Annotated in this window: 12 protein-coding genes and 1 pseudogene; 8 read left to right on the top strand and 5 right to left on the bottom strand. The window is 58.3% G+C overall.

Annotated elements, in window-relative coordinates:
* Positions 1–53: 53 nt before the first annotated feature.
* From L904_RS16010 to L904_RS16000, 3 genes are all read right to left on the bottom strand, one after another.
* A complete protein-coding gene (locus tag L904_RS16010; protein WP_020812732.1) occupies positions 54–2,129 on the bottom strand; it encodes a bifunctional diguanylate cyclase/phosphodiesterase in 2,076 nt (691 codons plus the stop codon).
* A gap of 380 nt (positions 2,130–2,509) precedes the next feature.
* On the bottom strand, positions 2,510–2,818 hold the full coding sequence (locus L904_RS16005; RefSeq protein ID WP_031234420.1) for a hypothetical protein: 309 nt from the start codon (positions 2,816–2,818) through the stop codon (positions 2,510–2,512).
* A gap of 75 nt (positions 2,819–2,893) precedes the next feature.
* Positions 2,894–4,897 carry a methyl-accepting chemotaxis protein gene (locus tag L904_RS16000; protein WP_020812729.1) on the bottom strand — a complete coding sequence of 668 codons (2,004 nt, stop codon included), beginning with the start codon at positions 4,895–4,897 and terminating at the stop codon, positions 2,894–2,896.
* Positions 4,898–5,429: 532 nt separating this feature from the next.
* Here L904_RS16000 and L904_RS28165 point away from each other — a divergent pair.
* A pseudogene (locus tag L904_RS28165) lies at positions 5,430–5,822 on the top strand (ISNCY family transposase); the annotation flags it as partial.
* 11 nt (positions 5,823–5,833) lie between these two features.
* A complete protein-coding gene (locus L904_RS27815; RefSeq protein ID WP_059775506.1) occupies positions 5,834–6,016 on the top strand; it encodes a hypothetical protein in 183 nt (60 codons plus the stop codon).
* Positions 6,017–6,587: 571 nt separating this feature from the next.
* On the opposite strand, the gene L904_RS15980 is transcribed toward L904_RS27815, so the two are convergent.
* On the bottom strand, positions 6,588–7,808 hold the full coding sequence (locus tag L904_RS15980; protein ID WP_080707371.1) for a LysR family transcriptional regulator: 1,221 nt from the start codon (positions 7,806–7,808) through the stop codon (positions 6,588–6,590).
* 72 nt (positions 7,809–7,880) lie between these two features.
* Between L904_RS15980 and L904_RS15975 the strand changes: the two genes are divergently transcribed.
* The 6 genes from L904_RS15975 (at position 7,881) to hutH (ending at position 16,474) form a co-directional block, all read left to right on the top strand.
* A complete protein-coding gene (locus L904_RS15975; RefSeq protein ID WP_020812724.1) occupies positions 7,881–9,263 on the top strand; it encodes a dihydroorotase family protein in 1,383 nt (460 codons plus the stop codon).
* Positions 9,263–10,501 (top strand): Zn-dependent hydrolase, encoded by a 1,239-nt coding sequence (locus L904_RS15970; protein ID WP_020812723.1) that lies wholly within the window; start codon positions 9,263–9,265, stop codon positions 10,499–10,501. Before L904_RS15975 ends, L904_RS15970 begins: the two co-directional genes overlap by 1 nt.
* A 2-nt stretch (positions 10,502–10,503) precedes the next feature.
* A complete protein-coding gene (locus tag L904_RS15965; protein WP_020812722.1) occupies positions 10,504–11,595 on the top strand; it encodes a DUF917 family protein in 1,092 nt (363 codons plus the stop codon).
* 2 nt (positions 11,596–11,597) lie between these two features.
* Complete coding sequence (locus L904_RS15960) at positions 11,598–13,256, top strand: urocanate hydratase (protein ID WP_020812721.1); 1,659 nt, start codon at positions 11,598–11,600, stop codon at positions 13,254–13,256.
* Between the two features lie 103 nt (positions 13,257–13,359).
* Entirely contained in the window at positions 13,360–14,667 is a 1,308-nt protein-coding gene (locus L904_RS15955) for an MFS transporter (RefSeq protein ID WP_020812720.1), read from the top strand.
* A 142-nt stretch (positions 14,668–14,809) separates the two neighbouring features.
* Positions 14,810–16,474 carry a histidine ammonia-lyase gene (gene hutH, locus L904_RS15950; RefSeq protein WP_020812719.1) on the top strand — a complete coding sequence of 555 codons (1,665 nt, stop codon included), beginning with the start codon at positions 14,810–14,812 and terminating at the stop codon, positions 16,472–16,474.
* Between the two features lie 326 nt (positions 16,475–16,800).
* On the opposite strand, the gene L904_RS15945 is transcribed toward hutH, so the two are convergent.
* Positions 16,801–17,106: a hypothetical protein gene (locus tag L904_RS15945; protein WP_031234418.1), complete on the bottom strand. Its 306-nt coding sequence runs from the start codon at positions 17,104–17,106 to the stop codon at positions 16,801–16,803.
* Positions 17,107–17,368 lie beyond the last annotated feature (262 nt).

Raw genomic sequence — 17,368 nt, 5'->3', positions numbered from 1 at the left:
CATGCCTCCGTTGATGTGTGGAGTCTTGGGGGACTTTTTGCCGTTTCAAAACATCAGCCCGCGGCCTGCTGCAGTGATGGCTGTATCGCGGGCTGGGTGGAGGCGATTGATATCAGGCGTTTGGCCGCAATTGCTGCTGGCTCAGGCTTCGCAAAGAGATAACCCTGGCCAATATCGCAGTTCGCTGCGAGAAGAAAATCGCGCTGAATGTCGTTCTCGATACCTTCGGCAACGCATCGCTTGCCCAGGCTGTGTGCGAGATCGATCATGGCCCTGACGATCTGCTCGGACCGTATATCGTTGCCGAGGTCTGTTACGAAGCTCCTGTCGATCTTCAATTCGTCGAACGGGAAATCACGCAAATGCACCAGTGAGGCAAACCCTGTACCGAAATCGTCCAGGGAAACTGACATTCCGTGGTCTCTGAAGCGGGCGATGGTTTCACGTATCTGATCGGCACCGCGATTGAGGAAAACATCTTCCGTCACTTCAACGGCAAGATCTGCCCATTCCAGACGATTTGTATCTATCGCATTCGCAACCAGATTGTAGCCGTCCTCGCCGATCAGCAAGGCTTCGGGAAGGTTGATGGCAATCGATCCGGGTCGCAGTCCCCTTGCTTTCCAGCCCTTTAGATCCGAGGCTACCGCATTTATGACGCAGCGTGTCATGCCGCACATCAGATTGTTTCGCTTGATGAGGGGCAGGAAACGCGCGGGCGGCAAAATGCCGAGTTCCGGATGTTGCCAGCGTACCAGTGCTTCGAAACCGAGATGCAAGCCTGTCTGCAACTCGATCTTGCGTTGATAGTGGACGACGAATTCGTTTCGATCGATGGCGGCGGCGAGGGCGAGGGCAAGCTGGTTTTCTTGCAGACGCTGGGCGTGCGAACGCTCGTCGAAGATCGTGGCGGTGTTGCGCTTGCCTTTGGCGGCGTAGAGTGCAAGATCGGCGAGTTGAGCAAGCATGCCCTCGTCATTGGCATGTTGGGGGACGACTGCTCCGCCGATACTGGCTGATACGGGCAGAAGCCGTCCCTCGAAACGATATTCATCCGCAATTGCAGCGACCGCGCAGTGGGCGATTGCTTCCAGCGTTGTCGCATCGTCGATTTCCGGCAGGAGCACCGCGAATTCGTCGCCGCCGAGCCGTGCAACGATATCGTCGGGGCGGAAGGTCTTGCGCAGGACATTGGCGACCTGCTTGAGAACCGCATCGCCGGCAGGATGTCCGAGGCTGTCGTTGATGTCCTTGAAATGATCGAGATCGACAAGCAACATGGCAAAACCTCTTCCGGTCCGCTCGAGATCGTCAAACAATCCGGTCAATGCATCGTTGAAGGAGGATCGATTATTGAGACCTGTCAGAGCGTCTGAATGCGCCAGATGCGTTAGCTTGACCTCGAAATCGAGGGTGCGGCGATGTTCGTTGTGCAGTTTCCTGAGGAGAGGAAGGAAAAGAAGCACGGTTGCCAGAATGAGCGCCGCCGCGTTCAGGCTGAGAAGCAATGTGCTTATTAATCGCGCATGGCTGATGCTGCCTTCACTCCTGTCGTGCGCGCCTTCGATTAACGCACTGAACTGGCGCATGAGCAGGCTGTCGGACGCCACGGCAAAATCGATCGGTCCCCAGAAGGAATAGCGCTGACGCCGATCTTCCCGCGTAGCCTCGATAACGCGTTCGGCGCGGCTTAGGAAATCTTCAAGCCGTGCGTCGAATTCGGAACGAAGATTTTCCATGACTTCGTCCCTCGGGTTGAGCTTTTCGAGAAGATTACCAGCGATCTTTTCGTGGAGTTCGTCCAGCTTCGCGTTCATGGCGCGCATGTCGCTGATCGATTCGCGAATATTGTCGACCATGGGGTTTACGACATAATCTGGTGTCGATGGGTCCGCGGAGGCTCGCATGATCGCGCGCGTCTGGCTCGACAGCTGCTGGAAGCGGATGAATTGCCGGCCCAGCAGATAACTGATGTCCTGTTGCAGCGAATGTCGATCGAGCGCGATTGAAACGGTTTTATAAGTCGCCACGATCAGAAGTGTCATGGTCACAACGGCAATGACGAAATAACGGCCAATCGATCGAATATAGCGCTCAATGGAAGGATGGTGTTTGCGAAGTGAAGTCACATCATTTCCTCTTTGGGCGCCAATCCCGACGGGCGGTTAGAATATTGGCGCAGCCTCGCATGCGCGTGGTGACGAGCGGACGAACGGCGCTTGCCCATGACCCGGCAACCGCGGGCTATCTGCGGGTTTGAATTCTGGGCCGAAGCATCGGTTTCCGGCAGACACACAAAGAGTTCCTTCTTTTCTCTGAAGTTTATTTTTCAAGCCCTCAGCGGCCACGGCCGGTCTCACCCCCGGCCTGGTTCTGGAGATTCATCGCAAACATTGATATTGAGAAACCCAAGTCATCTGGGCTGCGAAGCCTCGGCCCCGTGAGGCAGTGGCCGGTAAGCTGGAGATCCTGCTGCGCGAAATGGATGTTGCTTCCGCGCTCTTCCAAATCACATGGGAATTTTGACCGGGGTGATGCCTGCCGCCTCAATGGTCAATCGCGGGTCATCGGGGTCTTGCGCATTCTCTTCGACGACTGACAGCGATGGCAGACCAGCGGCAGTTAACGAAAGCTTGGCGCACATTGCTTCAAGAAAATTTGTCGTCTTTATAAGATTGTCCCGTTCCTTTTCGAGCATTGTCTGGATCTCGGTATCGTTGAAAACGGCCGGATGATTGAGATTTGCTGTAGACTGTGACATTTGCTGATTTCTCTTCGATATAGCGTTGTTTGCACCGAACGGTATTTGCGTCGTCATCGGGGTTTGCTGTTCGTTGTGATGAGTTTGCTGACTCTCAGCGCCTGTTGAGCTGGGTTTGGAGAGCCGGTTTCATCAGAACTCGCTCCATTCAGCTGAGGCTGCGGCGCTACGGCCGCCAAAGGCGCTGGCGAGCTTGCTGCCGAGCGCGCGCGCAGGCGAGGCGGCGGGTTTGCTGGTCTGGTCTGCTATCTGTGGAGCGGTGCGCGCATCCAGCTTGAAGCGCGTGATCAGTCGGGTGAGATTTACGGCCTCATCGGCAAGTCTGCTGGTGGCGGCTGTCGATTCCTCGACCATCGCGGCATTCTGCTGGGTAACCTGGTCCATCTGGTTGACGGCGGTGCTGACCTCGTGCAGCCCGGTCGACTGCTCCTTGGCCGCTGTTGCGATCGAGTGCACATGTTCGTTTATCTTGACGACGTGCCCCTGAATGAGGCCGAGCGCCTTGCCTGTCTCCGTTACCAGTTTGACGCCGGCGTGCACTTCTTCACCCGACCGTGAAATCAGGCCCTTGATATCCTTGGCGGCTGCCGCCGAACGCTGGGCGAGTTCGCGCACCTCCTGTGCGACGACGGCAAAGCCCTTGCCGGCCTCGCCAGCGCGGGCCGCTTCGACGCCTGCATTCAACGCCAGAAGATTGGTCTGGAAAGCGATCTCATCGATGACATTGATGATCTGGTTGATCTCGCCGGAGGCCTGCTCGATGCGGCCCATGGCGGAGACGGCATCCTTGACCACGATGCTTGACTGCTCGGTGCTGCGGCGTGCTTCGTCGACCATGTGACTGGCCTCCAGCGCGCGCTCGGTCGAGTTCTTCACGGCGGCGGTGATTTCCTCAAGCGCTGAGGAGGTCTCCTCCAGTGAGGCGGCCTGCTGTTCTGTCCGCCTCGACAGGTCGCCGGATGCAATCCGCATTTCGCCGGAGCCCGCGTTGATCGTATCGATGGCCGAGCGCACTTCGCTGAGCACCGATCCCAGATTGCTCATCGTTGCATTGACGTTCTGCTGCAACTCGCCAAAAGCGCCCTGGAAGTCGCCGCGCATCTTCTCTGTCATGTCGCCTTCAGCCAGGGCCGAAACAACGCGCCGGGTTTCCGCAATCCCGCGATCGACAGAGGCCACCAGTTCGTTGACACTTGCTGCGAAGCGGTTGAGCTCGGGGCTGTCGTAATCCTTCGTAATACGCTGGGTGAAATCACCGGCAACCGCAGCGGAAACGATTGTCGCGATGCTCGTTTGAAGATCCGCACTTTTGGCCTGCAATGCCGCTTCCTGCGTATTCAATTCACGCACCTTGACAGCGTTCTGCTTGAACACCTCCACCGCGCGCGCCATCGAGCCGATCTCATTTGGCAGGTCCGTAAAAGGAATATTCGTTTCGAGCTTATCTTTGGCCAGTTCAGCCATCGTATCCGTCAAGCGCCTGACCGGTCGAACGACCTGCGTGACACTCATGAGAATGCCAAGAACGATCGCCAAAATGGCGCCGACCACCAGCACCACGTAGCTGGTCAAGATCGTTGTATCGGTTACTTCACTTGCAATATCGTTCTTGCGCCGCAGTTCCGCTTTCGCCCAATCATAGAGCTTTGTCGCATTGGCGTCGAATTTAAGGCGCATCGGCGCGAAACTGTCACTGACAAGCTTCAGCCCCACATCATTCTCGGCACTAAGCGCGGCGTTTATAATTTTAGGAGTTGTCGCGCGAAGGTTATCCAGATCAGATTTCAGTGCATCGAAATCCGCTTTTCGATCGGGATAATACGCGGCGGCCTGTTCCACGAATTTTTCAGTTTCGTTAAAAACATCACCGAGTTCTTTCTCCGATACTCGTATACTGGCCTGGTCACTTTCGGCAATCATGCGATAGAGAACACGTCCGATCGAATCGGAATTGCCTGTAATCTCCGCCAGTTTCACGGTTCCATTGGCATCGCTGTCCAGAACTGCGCTGTAGGTGTTGTCAATTGAGCGCAGTTTCGTCGCTTCATAAATGCCGACGCCTGCGCCGATGGCGACCGTTATACCCGTGAGAATTAAGAGCTTCGTGCCAATTTTTAGCGTATCAACGGAAAACATAGAAATACCTCGCCTTTAGAAACGGAAATGCTGCGCGCCGCTGTCCCAGCCATAGGGAGGCGTTCGTTTTCCATTCAATGTTGTTTTTTCGAGAGATTTCCTGGATCATCCAGGCTTATGAGCAGCTTCATCCACTCGCTCAGCAAGCCACGTTGCGTGTTCAATTTGACAACACTTTCAACGAGCGCTTTGTCGGCATGGATAATGAGCGATTAAAGACATTAACAAATTTCTTCCCCCTCTCGCTCTTTTGATTATTCTCGCGGCATCTGGATAAAGGTGCGTTTTTTGGATGTGAAATTGCCGGTTTTTGGCCAACTTGGTCAGCTTGACATATCGCTCCGGGAGACCGAATGCGATTTTTGATGTGTTGTCGTTTCGCACTTTGCCGCAGGTCAGGGATCGATTTTCGAGGCTGACGTCGTTTACGCGCGTATCGGCCTTCCGAGATGGTAGGGTAAGTGACAGCTCTGCAATCTTACCCCCCACTATTGCTTCCGACTACAGCTAGTCGGTGCCTGGGAGATTGCAGATGGGATTGATTGCGCAGCGGATCGAGATTCTATCGAAGGTGGTCGCCCGCGGGATGACCATAGTGTCAGCGGCATATGTACTTGACCTGAGCACGCGTTAGGTGCGTCAGATTTTGGAGCGGATACGAACTGGCGGCGCGGTGTCGATTCGGTACAACGTGATCGGCCAGCCGTCGAACAACTGGATCATTGAAGGGGTCCGCGACTATGCGATGGCGCTGGTTCGGGAACGGTATGCGGATTTCGGTCTGACGTTGGCAACCGAGAAACTGACAGAGCGCGATGGTTTATGGGTGTTGCGCGAGACGGTGCGCGGTTGGATATCTAGTGCTGGACTGTGGTTGTCGCGCAAGCAGCGCCGGACGTTTCGTCAGCCGCGTCTGCGACGCAAGCCTATGGCGATATGCTGGCCGATATTAAGGAGCGTCAGGACCAGCAGGCCAAGCCGACGATAAAGGGCAACAGCGACAAGAATGGCTACGTCAAGCATGCCCGTAGGCCGGGCCGGCGGACGGACATCATGAGCGATCCAACGGTGATTGCAGAACGAAAGAAGGCGCTGTTACCACTCGATACTGCCGAATAGCGCATCGATAAATTATCTCAAGGCTGAAGCCGAAGGGGTGTACCTACCACCCGCCCCGATCTGACAAGTCTCCGTGGATTGAGGCCCCCGCAACCGAACATCCAAAACTCCCGGAGCAAATGCGCCGGGAGTTTTTTTGTTTCTTGCGATCCTACAGAGGCGCAAAAATTACGATCACCGGAAAATCAAGCTTCTGTCTACCCTGCGATGCAAAAGCACAACAAAGACCAAATCACGTGTTGCCAAACATTGCGACTATGAGGCTGGCAAGCCAGTACTGGATCGGTGAGGTGGACAGGTTCTCGACCAGAACATCGAAGTTGCGATCGTTCGCGTGCTTTCAGGAACTGGCGCGAGCGACACTTGGACAGCCCGAAGCTCAACTGACTGACATCAGCGCCGTGATGGCAAGAATAGAAGAGATAGTGCCGAGCTTGACCAAGCCTGAAGACAGGCTTCCCACGACCGTCCTCTATTTCTCTTGCAAGTTCATTGCGCCCGAAGCCGACCGCTCTGTAAAGTAATAGATACTTGAACCCGAGTTGCAGGAGCCGAGCCCGCTCGGCCACCATTAGCTCGTCATATCAAGCAGCTGAAGAACGCGCTGCGCCATATCTGTACCTCTGTCATCGGCACGCCAGGCCAATAGCAATGGAACGGAAAATGTCATCGGCAATGGGATTCTCGTGACCTTCGGGGAGGTTATTCCCACGCTGGACGGCAATATCGAACAATATCCGTGGCCGACAATCAGTTGCACTGCCACCGGTATGCTGTCGATCTCAATCAACTGCACCTTTGACAGCCACGTTGGTCCAAGCAGATGCTCGAGAAAGCTTTCGGCCGTCTGGCGCAGTCCGGAGGCGCGGGAAGGCAGTACCAGAGGGTGCTTGAGGATCGCCTCGCGCATCTGTGACGGCGAATCTGCATCCGTCATTTCAGGTGCTTCATGCTGCAGGAAACATGAAAGGTGGCTGCGCAGAACCTCACGGCTGCGCAGGCGAGAATTGTTGACTGGCATGTCGACAAGGACTGCATCGTATCGCTGCTGTTCAAGTCCTTCCAGCAGGCTGTCTGCAAGTCCGGGCTGCATCAGCAGCGGTGTGTCGAAACGCCGTGCCCAGTTGGCGGCAATGCGCGCCAGAATAATTGCCGACGGGCTGTCCGTCGTTGCGGGAGGAATGCCGCCGAATGACCAATGGCGCAGATGCCGCTTGAAACGCAGGGCGGATGTGGAGTCCAGCGCAGCCCAGATATCGCGTAATTTGTTGACGTGGGGCGATATGCGAAGCCCCTCGGGCGATGCGCGCGAGCCGCTGCGGGTCCGTTCAAAAAGCTGGACGCCCAGATTGTCTTCCAGCATCGCCATCATCCGCGTCAGCTGTGGTTGCCCGATTTGAAGCCTCAATGCGGATTTACGGATCGAGCCCGATTCGAGAATGTCCACGAAGCGGAAGAGTGCAATCAGCGACACGCTTCTCTGATAAATATCTTTCGTACGGTCATCGCCGCACGCGCCATGGATCGCGAAGATTTCATGGGCGGCCTGCGCGAGATACGGGCCAAGTCTTCCGCCTTCCGCCGTCAGGATCAGGCCTTTTGCGCCCTGCACGAAAAGCTTGACGGAGAGGGCGGTTTCCAGGCGGTTGACGGCATCAGATACGGTTGCAACCGGAATTCCCGTTGTATTGGACGCAAGGTGGATGCCGCCGAGGCGAACCACCTGGTCACATAAAAGAATCGTCGAAACCTTCACCGCCCACGCCCCGTCTCGATCTTCCCATTTCGGCATCGTCTGTCCGGATTTTGGGATATACCACTAATTTAATTGTGCCTCATAGTCGAAATATGACAGGAGGACGACATGGCGGATTTCGATACGGTTTTGGCGGGGCGAGTCATTCTGACCGACCGCGAGATTTCTCGAGGTTTCGTGGCCATTCGCGACGGGAAAACGGCACTCATCGGAGAAGGCCCCGCGCCGGCTGGAAGAGAAAATCATGATTTCGGCACCGGCATCCTATTGCCTGGCGCCATAGACGCACAGGTGCATTCGCTGTCGCAGAAGGGGGCGGAAGGTTTTGCGGCCTCGACCCGTGCGGCGGCGGCGGGCGGCGTCACGACAATCGTGGACATGCCCTATGATGAGGGCAATCTTGTGTGTTCCGCCGAGGCCGTCAGGCGCAAGGTCGCGATGATCGACGAAGAGGCGCGCATCGATGTCGCGCTTTATGGCACTGTCGATCCGCAAGAGGGGGCCGCCCGCATTGCCGAACAGGCGGCGGCGGGAGTTTGCGCCTACAAGTTCTCGACTTTCGGCACGGATCCTCAACGCTTTCCGCGTATCCCACCCGCGCTGCTTCGCGCCTGTTTCGCCGAGATTGCAAAGACCGGGCTCGCCGCAGGCGTGCACAATGAGGACGACGCCTATGTCCGCGCCGCGATTTCCGAGGTGGAGGCATCCGGCATCACCGATTGGCGCGCGCACGGCCTTTCGCGTCCAGAACTGGCCGAAACGCTGGCGATGCTGCAGATTTATGAAACTGGCGCCGAGACAGATTGCCCGGCGCATGTCGTCCATTGCTCCGTCAGTCGCGGCTACGAGATCGCCGAGATGTATCGCAGGAACGGCCGGTATTCCTCCGTCGAATGCTGCATTCACTACCTTGTTCTGGATGAGGAGAACGACGTCGCGCGGCTTGGCGGCAAGGCCAAGATCAACCCGCCGATACGCGCCCGCAAAGAAGTGGAGGCGATCTGGCGCCATCTGGCGGAAGGGCGGGTGTCGATGGTGTCTACCGATCATGTGAGCTGGAGCGAGGACCGCAAGACCAATCCCGATATGCTGAAAAATGCCTCCGGCGTCCCGGGGCTGGAGGTGATGGTGCCACTTTTCGTCAAGGGCGCGATCGCACGCGGTGTACCGCTGGTGTGGGCGGCCCGGCTTATGGCCGAAAATCCGGCCAGACATTTTCGTCTGGACCACCAGAAAGGCGGGCTGCAGGTCGGGCGTGACGCCGACGTCATGGTGCTTGTCGATCGGCCCGTGGTGTATGACGCGGCCAGCAGTCCTCATTCCATTGCGGGGTGGTCGCCTTATCACGGCATGGAACTGCCCTGGACGGTTGCAGCCACCTGGCGGCGAGGCGAGATGGTCTTCGACGGTGAGAACGTGCTGGCTGCGCCGGGAACCGGCATTTTCGTGCGGCCGCCCGAAACACTTGGTCTGCGCAAGGTGCTGTTGTGATGCGCCGCAATCTCGACGCGTCGATAAAGGACATAGAAACGGATCTCGACGCACTGGCGCAGATCACCGATCCGGAACGTCCCTGGACCCGTCGCGCCTTCTCGCCCCGTTTCGATGAAGGGCGCGACTATCTTCGTCGGCGTTTCCTGGGTGAAGGATTGAATGTCTCGACGGATGCGGGCGGGAACCTGATCGGCCGCCGCGAAGGCACCGAGCCGCAGGCCGGAACGATCATGCTGGGTTCGCATTCCGACACTGTGCCGGACGGCGGACGTTTTGATGGTGTTGCCGGTGTCGTCGTTGCATTGGAGGTCGCACGCATTCTCTCACGGCGCGGTGTTGCCTTGCGGCACAACTTGGCCGTCGTCGATTTTCTTGCTGAAGAAGTCTCCATTTTTGGCGTTTCCTGCATCGGTTCGCGAGCGATGGCGGGCGTTCTGCCGCAGGACTGGCTGAGGCGTATCAGTGACGGGCGCGATCTGGCGACCGCCATACGTGACGTGGGCGGCAAGCCGGAAAGTCTTGAAGCTCCCTTGGCTGATGACCTGAAGGCCTTTCTGGAACTACACATCGAGCAGGGGCCGGTTCTCGAACGGGAAAAGATTGCGCTTGGGGTGGTGACGACCATTGTCGGCATCAATCGCGTCGAGATCGAGGTTAAGGGTCGTCCCGATCATGCCGGCACGACCCCGATGGGGTTGCGCGCGGATGCCCTTGTCGCTGCGGCGCGGATCGTGAGTGAGATCGAGCGGTACGCGACGGAGCTTTCCGGTGGTCCCGGGCATTTTACCGCAACCGTGGGCGAGTTCGAAATTTCCCCCAACGCCGCCAATGTGGTGCCGGGGCGGGTCCGCATGCTGGTCGATATCCGCGCCGAGCGGGCGGAGGACAAGGAGGCGTTCGTGTCCTGGCTGACCGGACTTGATGCGGACGGTGAAAATACGATCGAAGCGCGGCTGATTTCCGGCAATCCCGGCGTGCAGATGGATGATGGATTGCAGGAGATGCTGGCAAAGGCCGCAGACCGGCTGGACACGCCCTATCGCAAGATGGTGTCGGGTGCGGGCCATGATGCGGCGTTCATGGCACGGCTGTGCCCTTCGGCGATGCTTTTCGTTCCATGCCGCGACGGCCGTTCCCATTGCCCGGAAGAGTGGGCCGATGCGGCCGACCTCGCTCTGGCGGCTGAAGTTCTGGCAAACACGATTATGGAATTGGACAGAAAAAGGGAGGGCTGAAGGTGGCCAGAATTCTGACGGAAAAAGATGTGGAACCCGCAGTGCGGGGAGGCGCGGTCTATGCGGCCGGCGGCGGCGGCTGGGTCCACCATGGACGGATGCTGGGCTACGCCGCGGTGAACGCCGGTGCGCCGGAACTCGTCTCGATTAACGAATTGAACGAAGACGAATGGGTGGCGACGGCTGCCGCCATCGGCGCGCCTGCCTCCACCACGCCCTGGGAAATGCGGGGCGTTGATTATGTCAAGGCCGTGCAGCTTTTGCAGGATGAGCTTGGTGCGAAGGTCGCGGCCCTGATGATCGGGCAGAACGGCAAGTCCTCGACCCTCAATGCATGGCTGCCTTCGGCTATCCTCGGCTGCAAGGTACTGGACGCGGTGGGTGACATGCGCGCCCATCCGACCGGCGATATGGGCGCGATCGGCATGGCTGGAAAACCGGACCAGTCGATCCAGACGGCCGTCGGCGGAAATCGCGATCAGAACCGCTATATCGAGCTTGTAACGCGCGGCGCAACCGGCCGGATCTCTCCTATCCTGCGCACTGCCTCCGACATGTCCGGCGGTTTCATTGCCTCGGCCCGCAACCCGGTTCGCGCCGGTTACGTCGCGAAGAATGCGGCACTCGGCGGAATTTCCAAGGCGCTGGAACTTGGCCATGCAATCCTCGCCGCCGAGCCTCGAGGGCATGCGGCAGTCCTCGATGCGATCCTTGCGACCACGGGCGGCAGGATCATGATCGAGGGAGAGATCACCGCGAAGGATGTCCATTATACGAATGAGGCTTTCGACGTCGGTACCGTTACCATCGGCAGGGGCGAAGGGGCGCTGACCCTGCATGTGATGAACGAATACATGGCCGTCGATGCGGTCGATGGTCGTCGCCTTGCGACCTTTCCGGATGTCATCACCACATTGTCGCAGGAGATTGAGCCGCTGTCTGTCGGCGAGCTGAAGGTCGGCATGAAGATCCACCTGCTGCATGTCCCAAAGACCCTCATTCCGATCGGCGCGGGCCTGATGGACCCGGCGATTTATGTCCACCCCGAAAAGGTCATGGGCATCAACCTGACCGACTACGCATTGGAGGCCTGAAGATGCCGAGAGAGAATCCCCGCAATCCCGGCTTCCCGATCCCTTCAGGCCCGGACCTTCGCGCGAAGGGCTGGCGGCAGGAAGCCCTGCTGCGCCTTATGGAAAACGTGCTGGCTGTCGGTGAAGACCCGGAAAATCTCGTCGTATACGCAGCACTCGGGAAGGCGGCGCGCAACAAGGCCGCATATGATGCCATCGTACGCGCATTGACGACCATGGATGAGGATCAGACGCTTGTCATCCAGTCGGGAAAGCCGGTCGGCTTGATGAAGACTTCGACTGAGGCCCCGATGGTCATTATGGCCAATTGCAACATGGTCGGCCAATGGGCCAAGGCCGAGAATTTTTATGCTCTCGAACGCAAGGGCCTCATATGCTGGGGCGGCCTGACTGCGGGGGCATGGCAATATATCGGCTCGCAGGGCGTCATTCAGGGCACCTATGAAATCTTCATGCGTATTGCCGAACGCCGCTTCGGCGGTACGCTCAACGGGCGTTTCGTATTGACCGCGGGCCTTGGCGGCATGGGAGGCGCGCAGCCGCTTGCCGGCCGCATGGCGGGCGCGGCCATCCTGTGCGTGGAGATCAATCCGGAACGGGCCCGCACCCGCAAGGATATCGGCTATCTCGACGAGATTGCCGATGATCTCGATAGCGCACTGGCACGGATTGAAGAGGCCCGCGCGAAGGGTGAGGCGCTGTCCGTCGGCCTTGTCGGCAATGCAGCGGAAATCTATCCCGAAATAGCCGCGCGGGGGATCATTCCGGATATCGTGACCGACCAGACCTCCGCCCACGATCTCGTTTATGGCTATATTCCAATCGGTTACGATCTGGATCGGGTGCGCCGCCTGCGCAGCCAGAACCCGGATGAGCTGATCGAGGCCGGCAGGGCGTCGATTGCCAAACAGGTAACAGCCATGCTGGAATTCCAGCGGGCCGGCTCGGAGGTTTTCGACAATGGCAACCTGATCCGCACGCAGGCGCAGGCCGGCGGCGTTGCTGACGCCTTCGACATTCCGGTCTTCACCGAAGCCTATCTGCGCCCGCTGTTTTGCCGGGCGATTGGTCCCTTCCGCTGGATGGCCCTGTCGGGCGAGACCTCGGACATTGGGCGGATAGACGAGCTGGTGCTGGAGATGTTTCCGGACAACAAGATCGTTACCAACTGGATTTCGCTGGCGCGCAAGCATGTTCCGTTCGAGGGGCTGCCGGCGCGCATCGCCTGGCTCGGCCATGGCGAACGAAGCGCACTCGCACGGCGGGTCAACGGTCTGGTCGCTTCGGGCGAATTGAAGGGGCCGGTTGCCTTCTCTCGCGATCACCTCGATTCAGCCGGCATGGCGCATCCGAACATCATGACGGAGAACATGCTCGACGGTTCGGACGCCATCGCCGACTGGCCGCTTCTCGACGCGATGTTGCTCTGCGCTTCGCGCGCCGACCTCGTCGCGCTTCACTCCGGCGGCGGGGGTTATGCGGGTTTCATGACCTCGGCAGGGGTCACGATCGTCGCTGATGGCACCAATGCGGCTGACGACCGGCTCTCGCAATCGCTCGATAACGATACGGGGCTCGGCGTCATCCGTTACGCGGATGCGGGCTATGCCGAGGCACAGGATGAAATTGCCAGCAAGGGCATAAATCACGTGCAGATCTGACAGGTCAAAGCGAGGAGACGCCATCAATCGCCACGAAGGGCGGAAAATTACGATCACCAATCAACATCGCCTGCCGGCACCGGCAGGCCAAGAGGGGACAATAATGGAAAAAACATATCAAAATTTGTCAGTGACACCGGCCAGACGGTCATCACCGGAGCGCGCCGTTGCAGCAGCATCGATAGGCAACGCCCTGGAATGGTATGACTTCACCGTCTATGCGCTGTTTGCAATCTACATCGCCCATAATTTCTTTCCCGGCGGCGATCATACAGTCGAACTCGTGAAAGCCTTTCTCGCTTTTGGGCTAGGCTTCGTGATCCGTCCCCTGGGAGCCATCGTGATCGGGGTCTATGGCGACAAGGCTGGCCGAAAGGCCGCACTGTTCCTGACCATCATGATCATGGCGGCGGGCACCCTGTTGATCGCGGTGGCGCCGACTTATGCCGCGATTGGTGTGGGAGCGCCGCTCATGATCCTTGCCGGACGAGTGCTTCAGGGCTTCTCCGCCGGTGGAGAAATCGGCGGAGCAGCCGCCTTTCTTGTCGAACATGCGCCCGCTGACAAAAAAGGCAAATATGCTTCCTGGCTGCAGGCAAGCATGGCGATTTCCAACATCATGGGGGCACTCGTCGCCTTTGCGGTTACCTCGCTTCTGACGGAGCAGGAGATCGGAGACTGGGGCTGGCGGATCCCGTTCTTCATTGGCGTATTGATCGCGCCGGTGGGCCTGTGGCTGCGCAAGACGCTGGACGAAACGCCGGCTTTTCAGGCCGAACAGGCAAGTCTCGAGAACCAGTCCGCCAAAACACCCCTGAAGCTCGTCTTCTCGGACTATTTCGGCCATCTGATCAAAGGCTTCGCTTTCTCGATCCTGTGGGCGGTCTGCGTTTATGTGCTGATCATCTACATGCCGATCTTCGTTCAGCGTGCTTTCGGTTTCAGCCCTTCGGAGGCGTTTACGGCATCGCTGATTGGCAACGTCTTCCTCGCGGTCGGTTGCGTCAGCGCCGGCAGCATTTCGGACAGGATCGGTCGGCGCTTGATGCTTACCATTGCCGCCGGCGCGATGCTGGTCGCGGTCTATCCCCTGATCTGGTGGCTGCAATCTTCGCCAACGCTGACGACGCTCATCATCGTGCAAAGCCTCTTCTGCATCATGGTCTCGGGATATGTCGGGGTCGCACCTGCAACCCTGTCCGAGGTTTTCCCGACGAATATCCGCACCACCGGCATGTCATTGGCCTACAATGCCGCCGTGACGATCTTCGGAGGATTTGCCCCGGCGACGCTGACCTGGCTTGGCAGCACGGGCATCGGTTATCACGCGCCCGGATTTTACGTCATGGCCGCCGCATTCATATCGCTGATAGCGGTCCTGATCCTGCCGAAGCCGTATTCCACGAACTAAAGGAGATGGGCCGCTCAAGGCCCAGCTCGCCCAATTGCTCCACCCGTCATGTCTGGAAGTTTCCAGTCGAAGCGAAGCCGTTTCGACACCGGACAGTGCTGCAAACATGACGGCATAATAATAACCAACTCAAGGGAACATCATGTCTGTTAAAAACGGGACTATTCATCGCTTCTCCATTGTCACAGCTTTTGCGATCGCCGGGCTTGCTGCTTCAAACGCACGGGCGGAACATTGGTCCATCGACGGTCAAAACCTGACCGTGGAACAGGTCGTCGGCCTGGCGCGGGACGACAGCGCCAAAATTACTCTCACCGAGAGCGCGGGCAAACGGATCGCCGAAGGCTTCGATCTGGTGATGGAGGCCGCCCTGCAAGGTAAGGCGGTCTACGGCCTGACGGTCGGCGTTGGCTGGAACAAGGATCGCCCAGTTTTTGCGATGAAGGACGGCAAGCGCGTGCTGGACGACGATCTGCTGAAACTGTCACGCGCCTTCAATTCGACATCTCTGCGCGCGCATGGCGCAGGCGTGGGTGAGCCGATGGCGGTCGAGGCCGTGAGGGCGGGCATGGCGATCCGTCTAAACCAAATTGCAACCGGCCGAACCGGCGTTCAGAGCGCTGTCGCGGAAATGTATCGACAGTTTCTGGAGCAGGGGATCACCCCGGTCGTTCCTTCACGCGGTTCTGTTGGAGAGGCGGATATCACCCTTGCCTCCCATATCGGTCTGGCGATGGTCGGCGAGGGGGAGGTCTTCATGAAAGGCAAGCGCATTCCCGCAGCGCGCGCCCTGACTGACGCCGGCATCGCTCCGCTCGAGCCGGTTGGCAAGGATTTCCTTTCGATCCTCAGCACGAATGCGCTGACCGCCGGGCAGGCTGCCCTGCTGGCGCACGACACGGCGGGTTATCTCGAAAAGGAAGCCGTTGTCTTTGGTTTGGCACTGGAAGGTTTTAACGGCAATGTCGCCCCTTTCCTCGCGGCGACGAACGAGCTGCGCCCCTTTGCCGAAAATACATCCGGGGCACTGATGGTTCGCTCTGCCCTTGAAGGCAGCTATCTCTGGTCACCCGCGAAGGATCGGGCACTGCAGGACCCGCTGTCTTATCGCACCATGGCCTATGTGCTTGGCGGAGCCGAAATTGCGATGCGGGATCTGACCAGGGCGCTGGAAATCCAGATCAATCACAGTGATGACAATCCGGGCGTAGTTGCGGGAGCCTCGGACGACAAGGCTTCCGGACAGGTCTCGCAGTATTTTATCGAGGGCGAAGTATCGGGAGCGATCTATCCGAGTGCGGGTTTTGAGATGCTACCGGTGGCCTCAAGGGTTGAAACACTGAACACGGCGCTGGTGCGTCTGTCACAGGCCATTACGATGCAGACGATCCGCTTCGAAAACCCGGATATGACGCATCTTTCCCGGTTCCTTGCTGGTGAAACCAATCAAGGACATGCGTTTGGCGCGATCCAGAAACCACTCGTCGCGCTTCTGGCCGAAAACCAGCAGATCGGCGCGCAGGCTCCCGTCGGCTCAATTGCGATGGCAGGAAATATCGAGGATCTGGACAGCCACGCACCGCTTTCGGTCGCCAATCTCGGCCGAATTCTGGATAATCTCTACTGGATGTCCTCGATTCAGTTGCTACATGCCGCGCAAGCCGTTGATCTACGTAAACCCGGGCAGTTGGGAGCGGGAACAAAAGCGCTGTTTGAAGACTATCGCCGGACTGTGCCCTTTGTGGCGGTGGACCGAATATACACCAATGATTTCAGTACGGGTTATCGCTTTCTAAAGGCCCGTTGAGCGGTTGTTGTATTGGTTGTCGAACCAGATGATAGGACCGACGTCTTCGGCTCCGTTTCGCAGAGCAAATACTCGATGCTGCGGCACGGCCCGAAGACCTCGGCCATCCCTATTCGTGAGGAACTCTATATGGGATGCGTGCTTCGGGTTCCTCTCGGATAAAAACCGTCGTGACCGCTGATCCCTTGCATCTCCTCAAAACCGTCTATGGCGACGATACGTTTCGCGGAAGGCAGGCCAACATCATTCGGCACGTATGGCGGGAAGCAATGCTTTCGTTCTAACGCCGAGGATGTCCATGGCCCAGGCCCTGTCCGAAGGGAACCTCAGATCCCAGACCCATCAAGCTCCCGGGCGTCCTCGCCTTCCCAGGGAGCGGGCATCGTAAGGCCATCGATATTGGCTGAGGGCATAGGCATCCAGCACTTCAATTCCGGCTCCGAGTATTCGATGATCCGCCCCGGCGAAGAGTCCGAGGCGCGCCAGCCTTCTGAACCGTACTGGTCGCCCTTCGACCAATACGCAAGGTCTACCTGGGACGGCCCTTGTTCGGACGACCGTATCGTGATGAGAATCCGATCTCCGTTTTTCGGCGCGCTTGCCATATGGCGCCATCGTTGTGGCTTATCCATCGTTTCCCCCCTGTTTCGGCTTTCAAGTGTCGCCTCACCGTCCAGGAGGGTCAACTCAAACTTTGTATGACGCTGTATCTATCCGGCGAGCGTTCGATCTCCCTGCAATGAACTCGGCCCTCAACGGCTCGCGGGGCTGCGTCGCACAAAAGATTTGCTGCCGTTTCTAGGGCTGCTTTTCGCCTTCGATGCTTTTGGCCAGCAAGTTTTCCGTCAGTCTCTCGAGCCGGGCAAGAGCTTCGCGGCCTCGAGTTGGCCGAGT

The organism is Agrobacterium sp. LY4, from assembly GCF_001526585.1.
GTDB lineage: Bacteria > Pseudomonadota > Alphaproteobacteria > Rhizobiales > Rhizobiaceae > Agrobacterium > Agrobacterium leguminum.
This window is presented reverse-complemented; position numbering and strand designations above follow the sequence as displayed.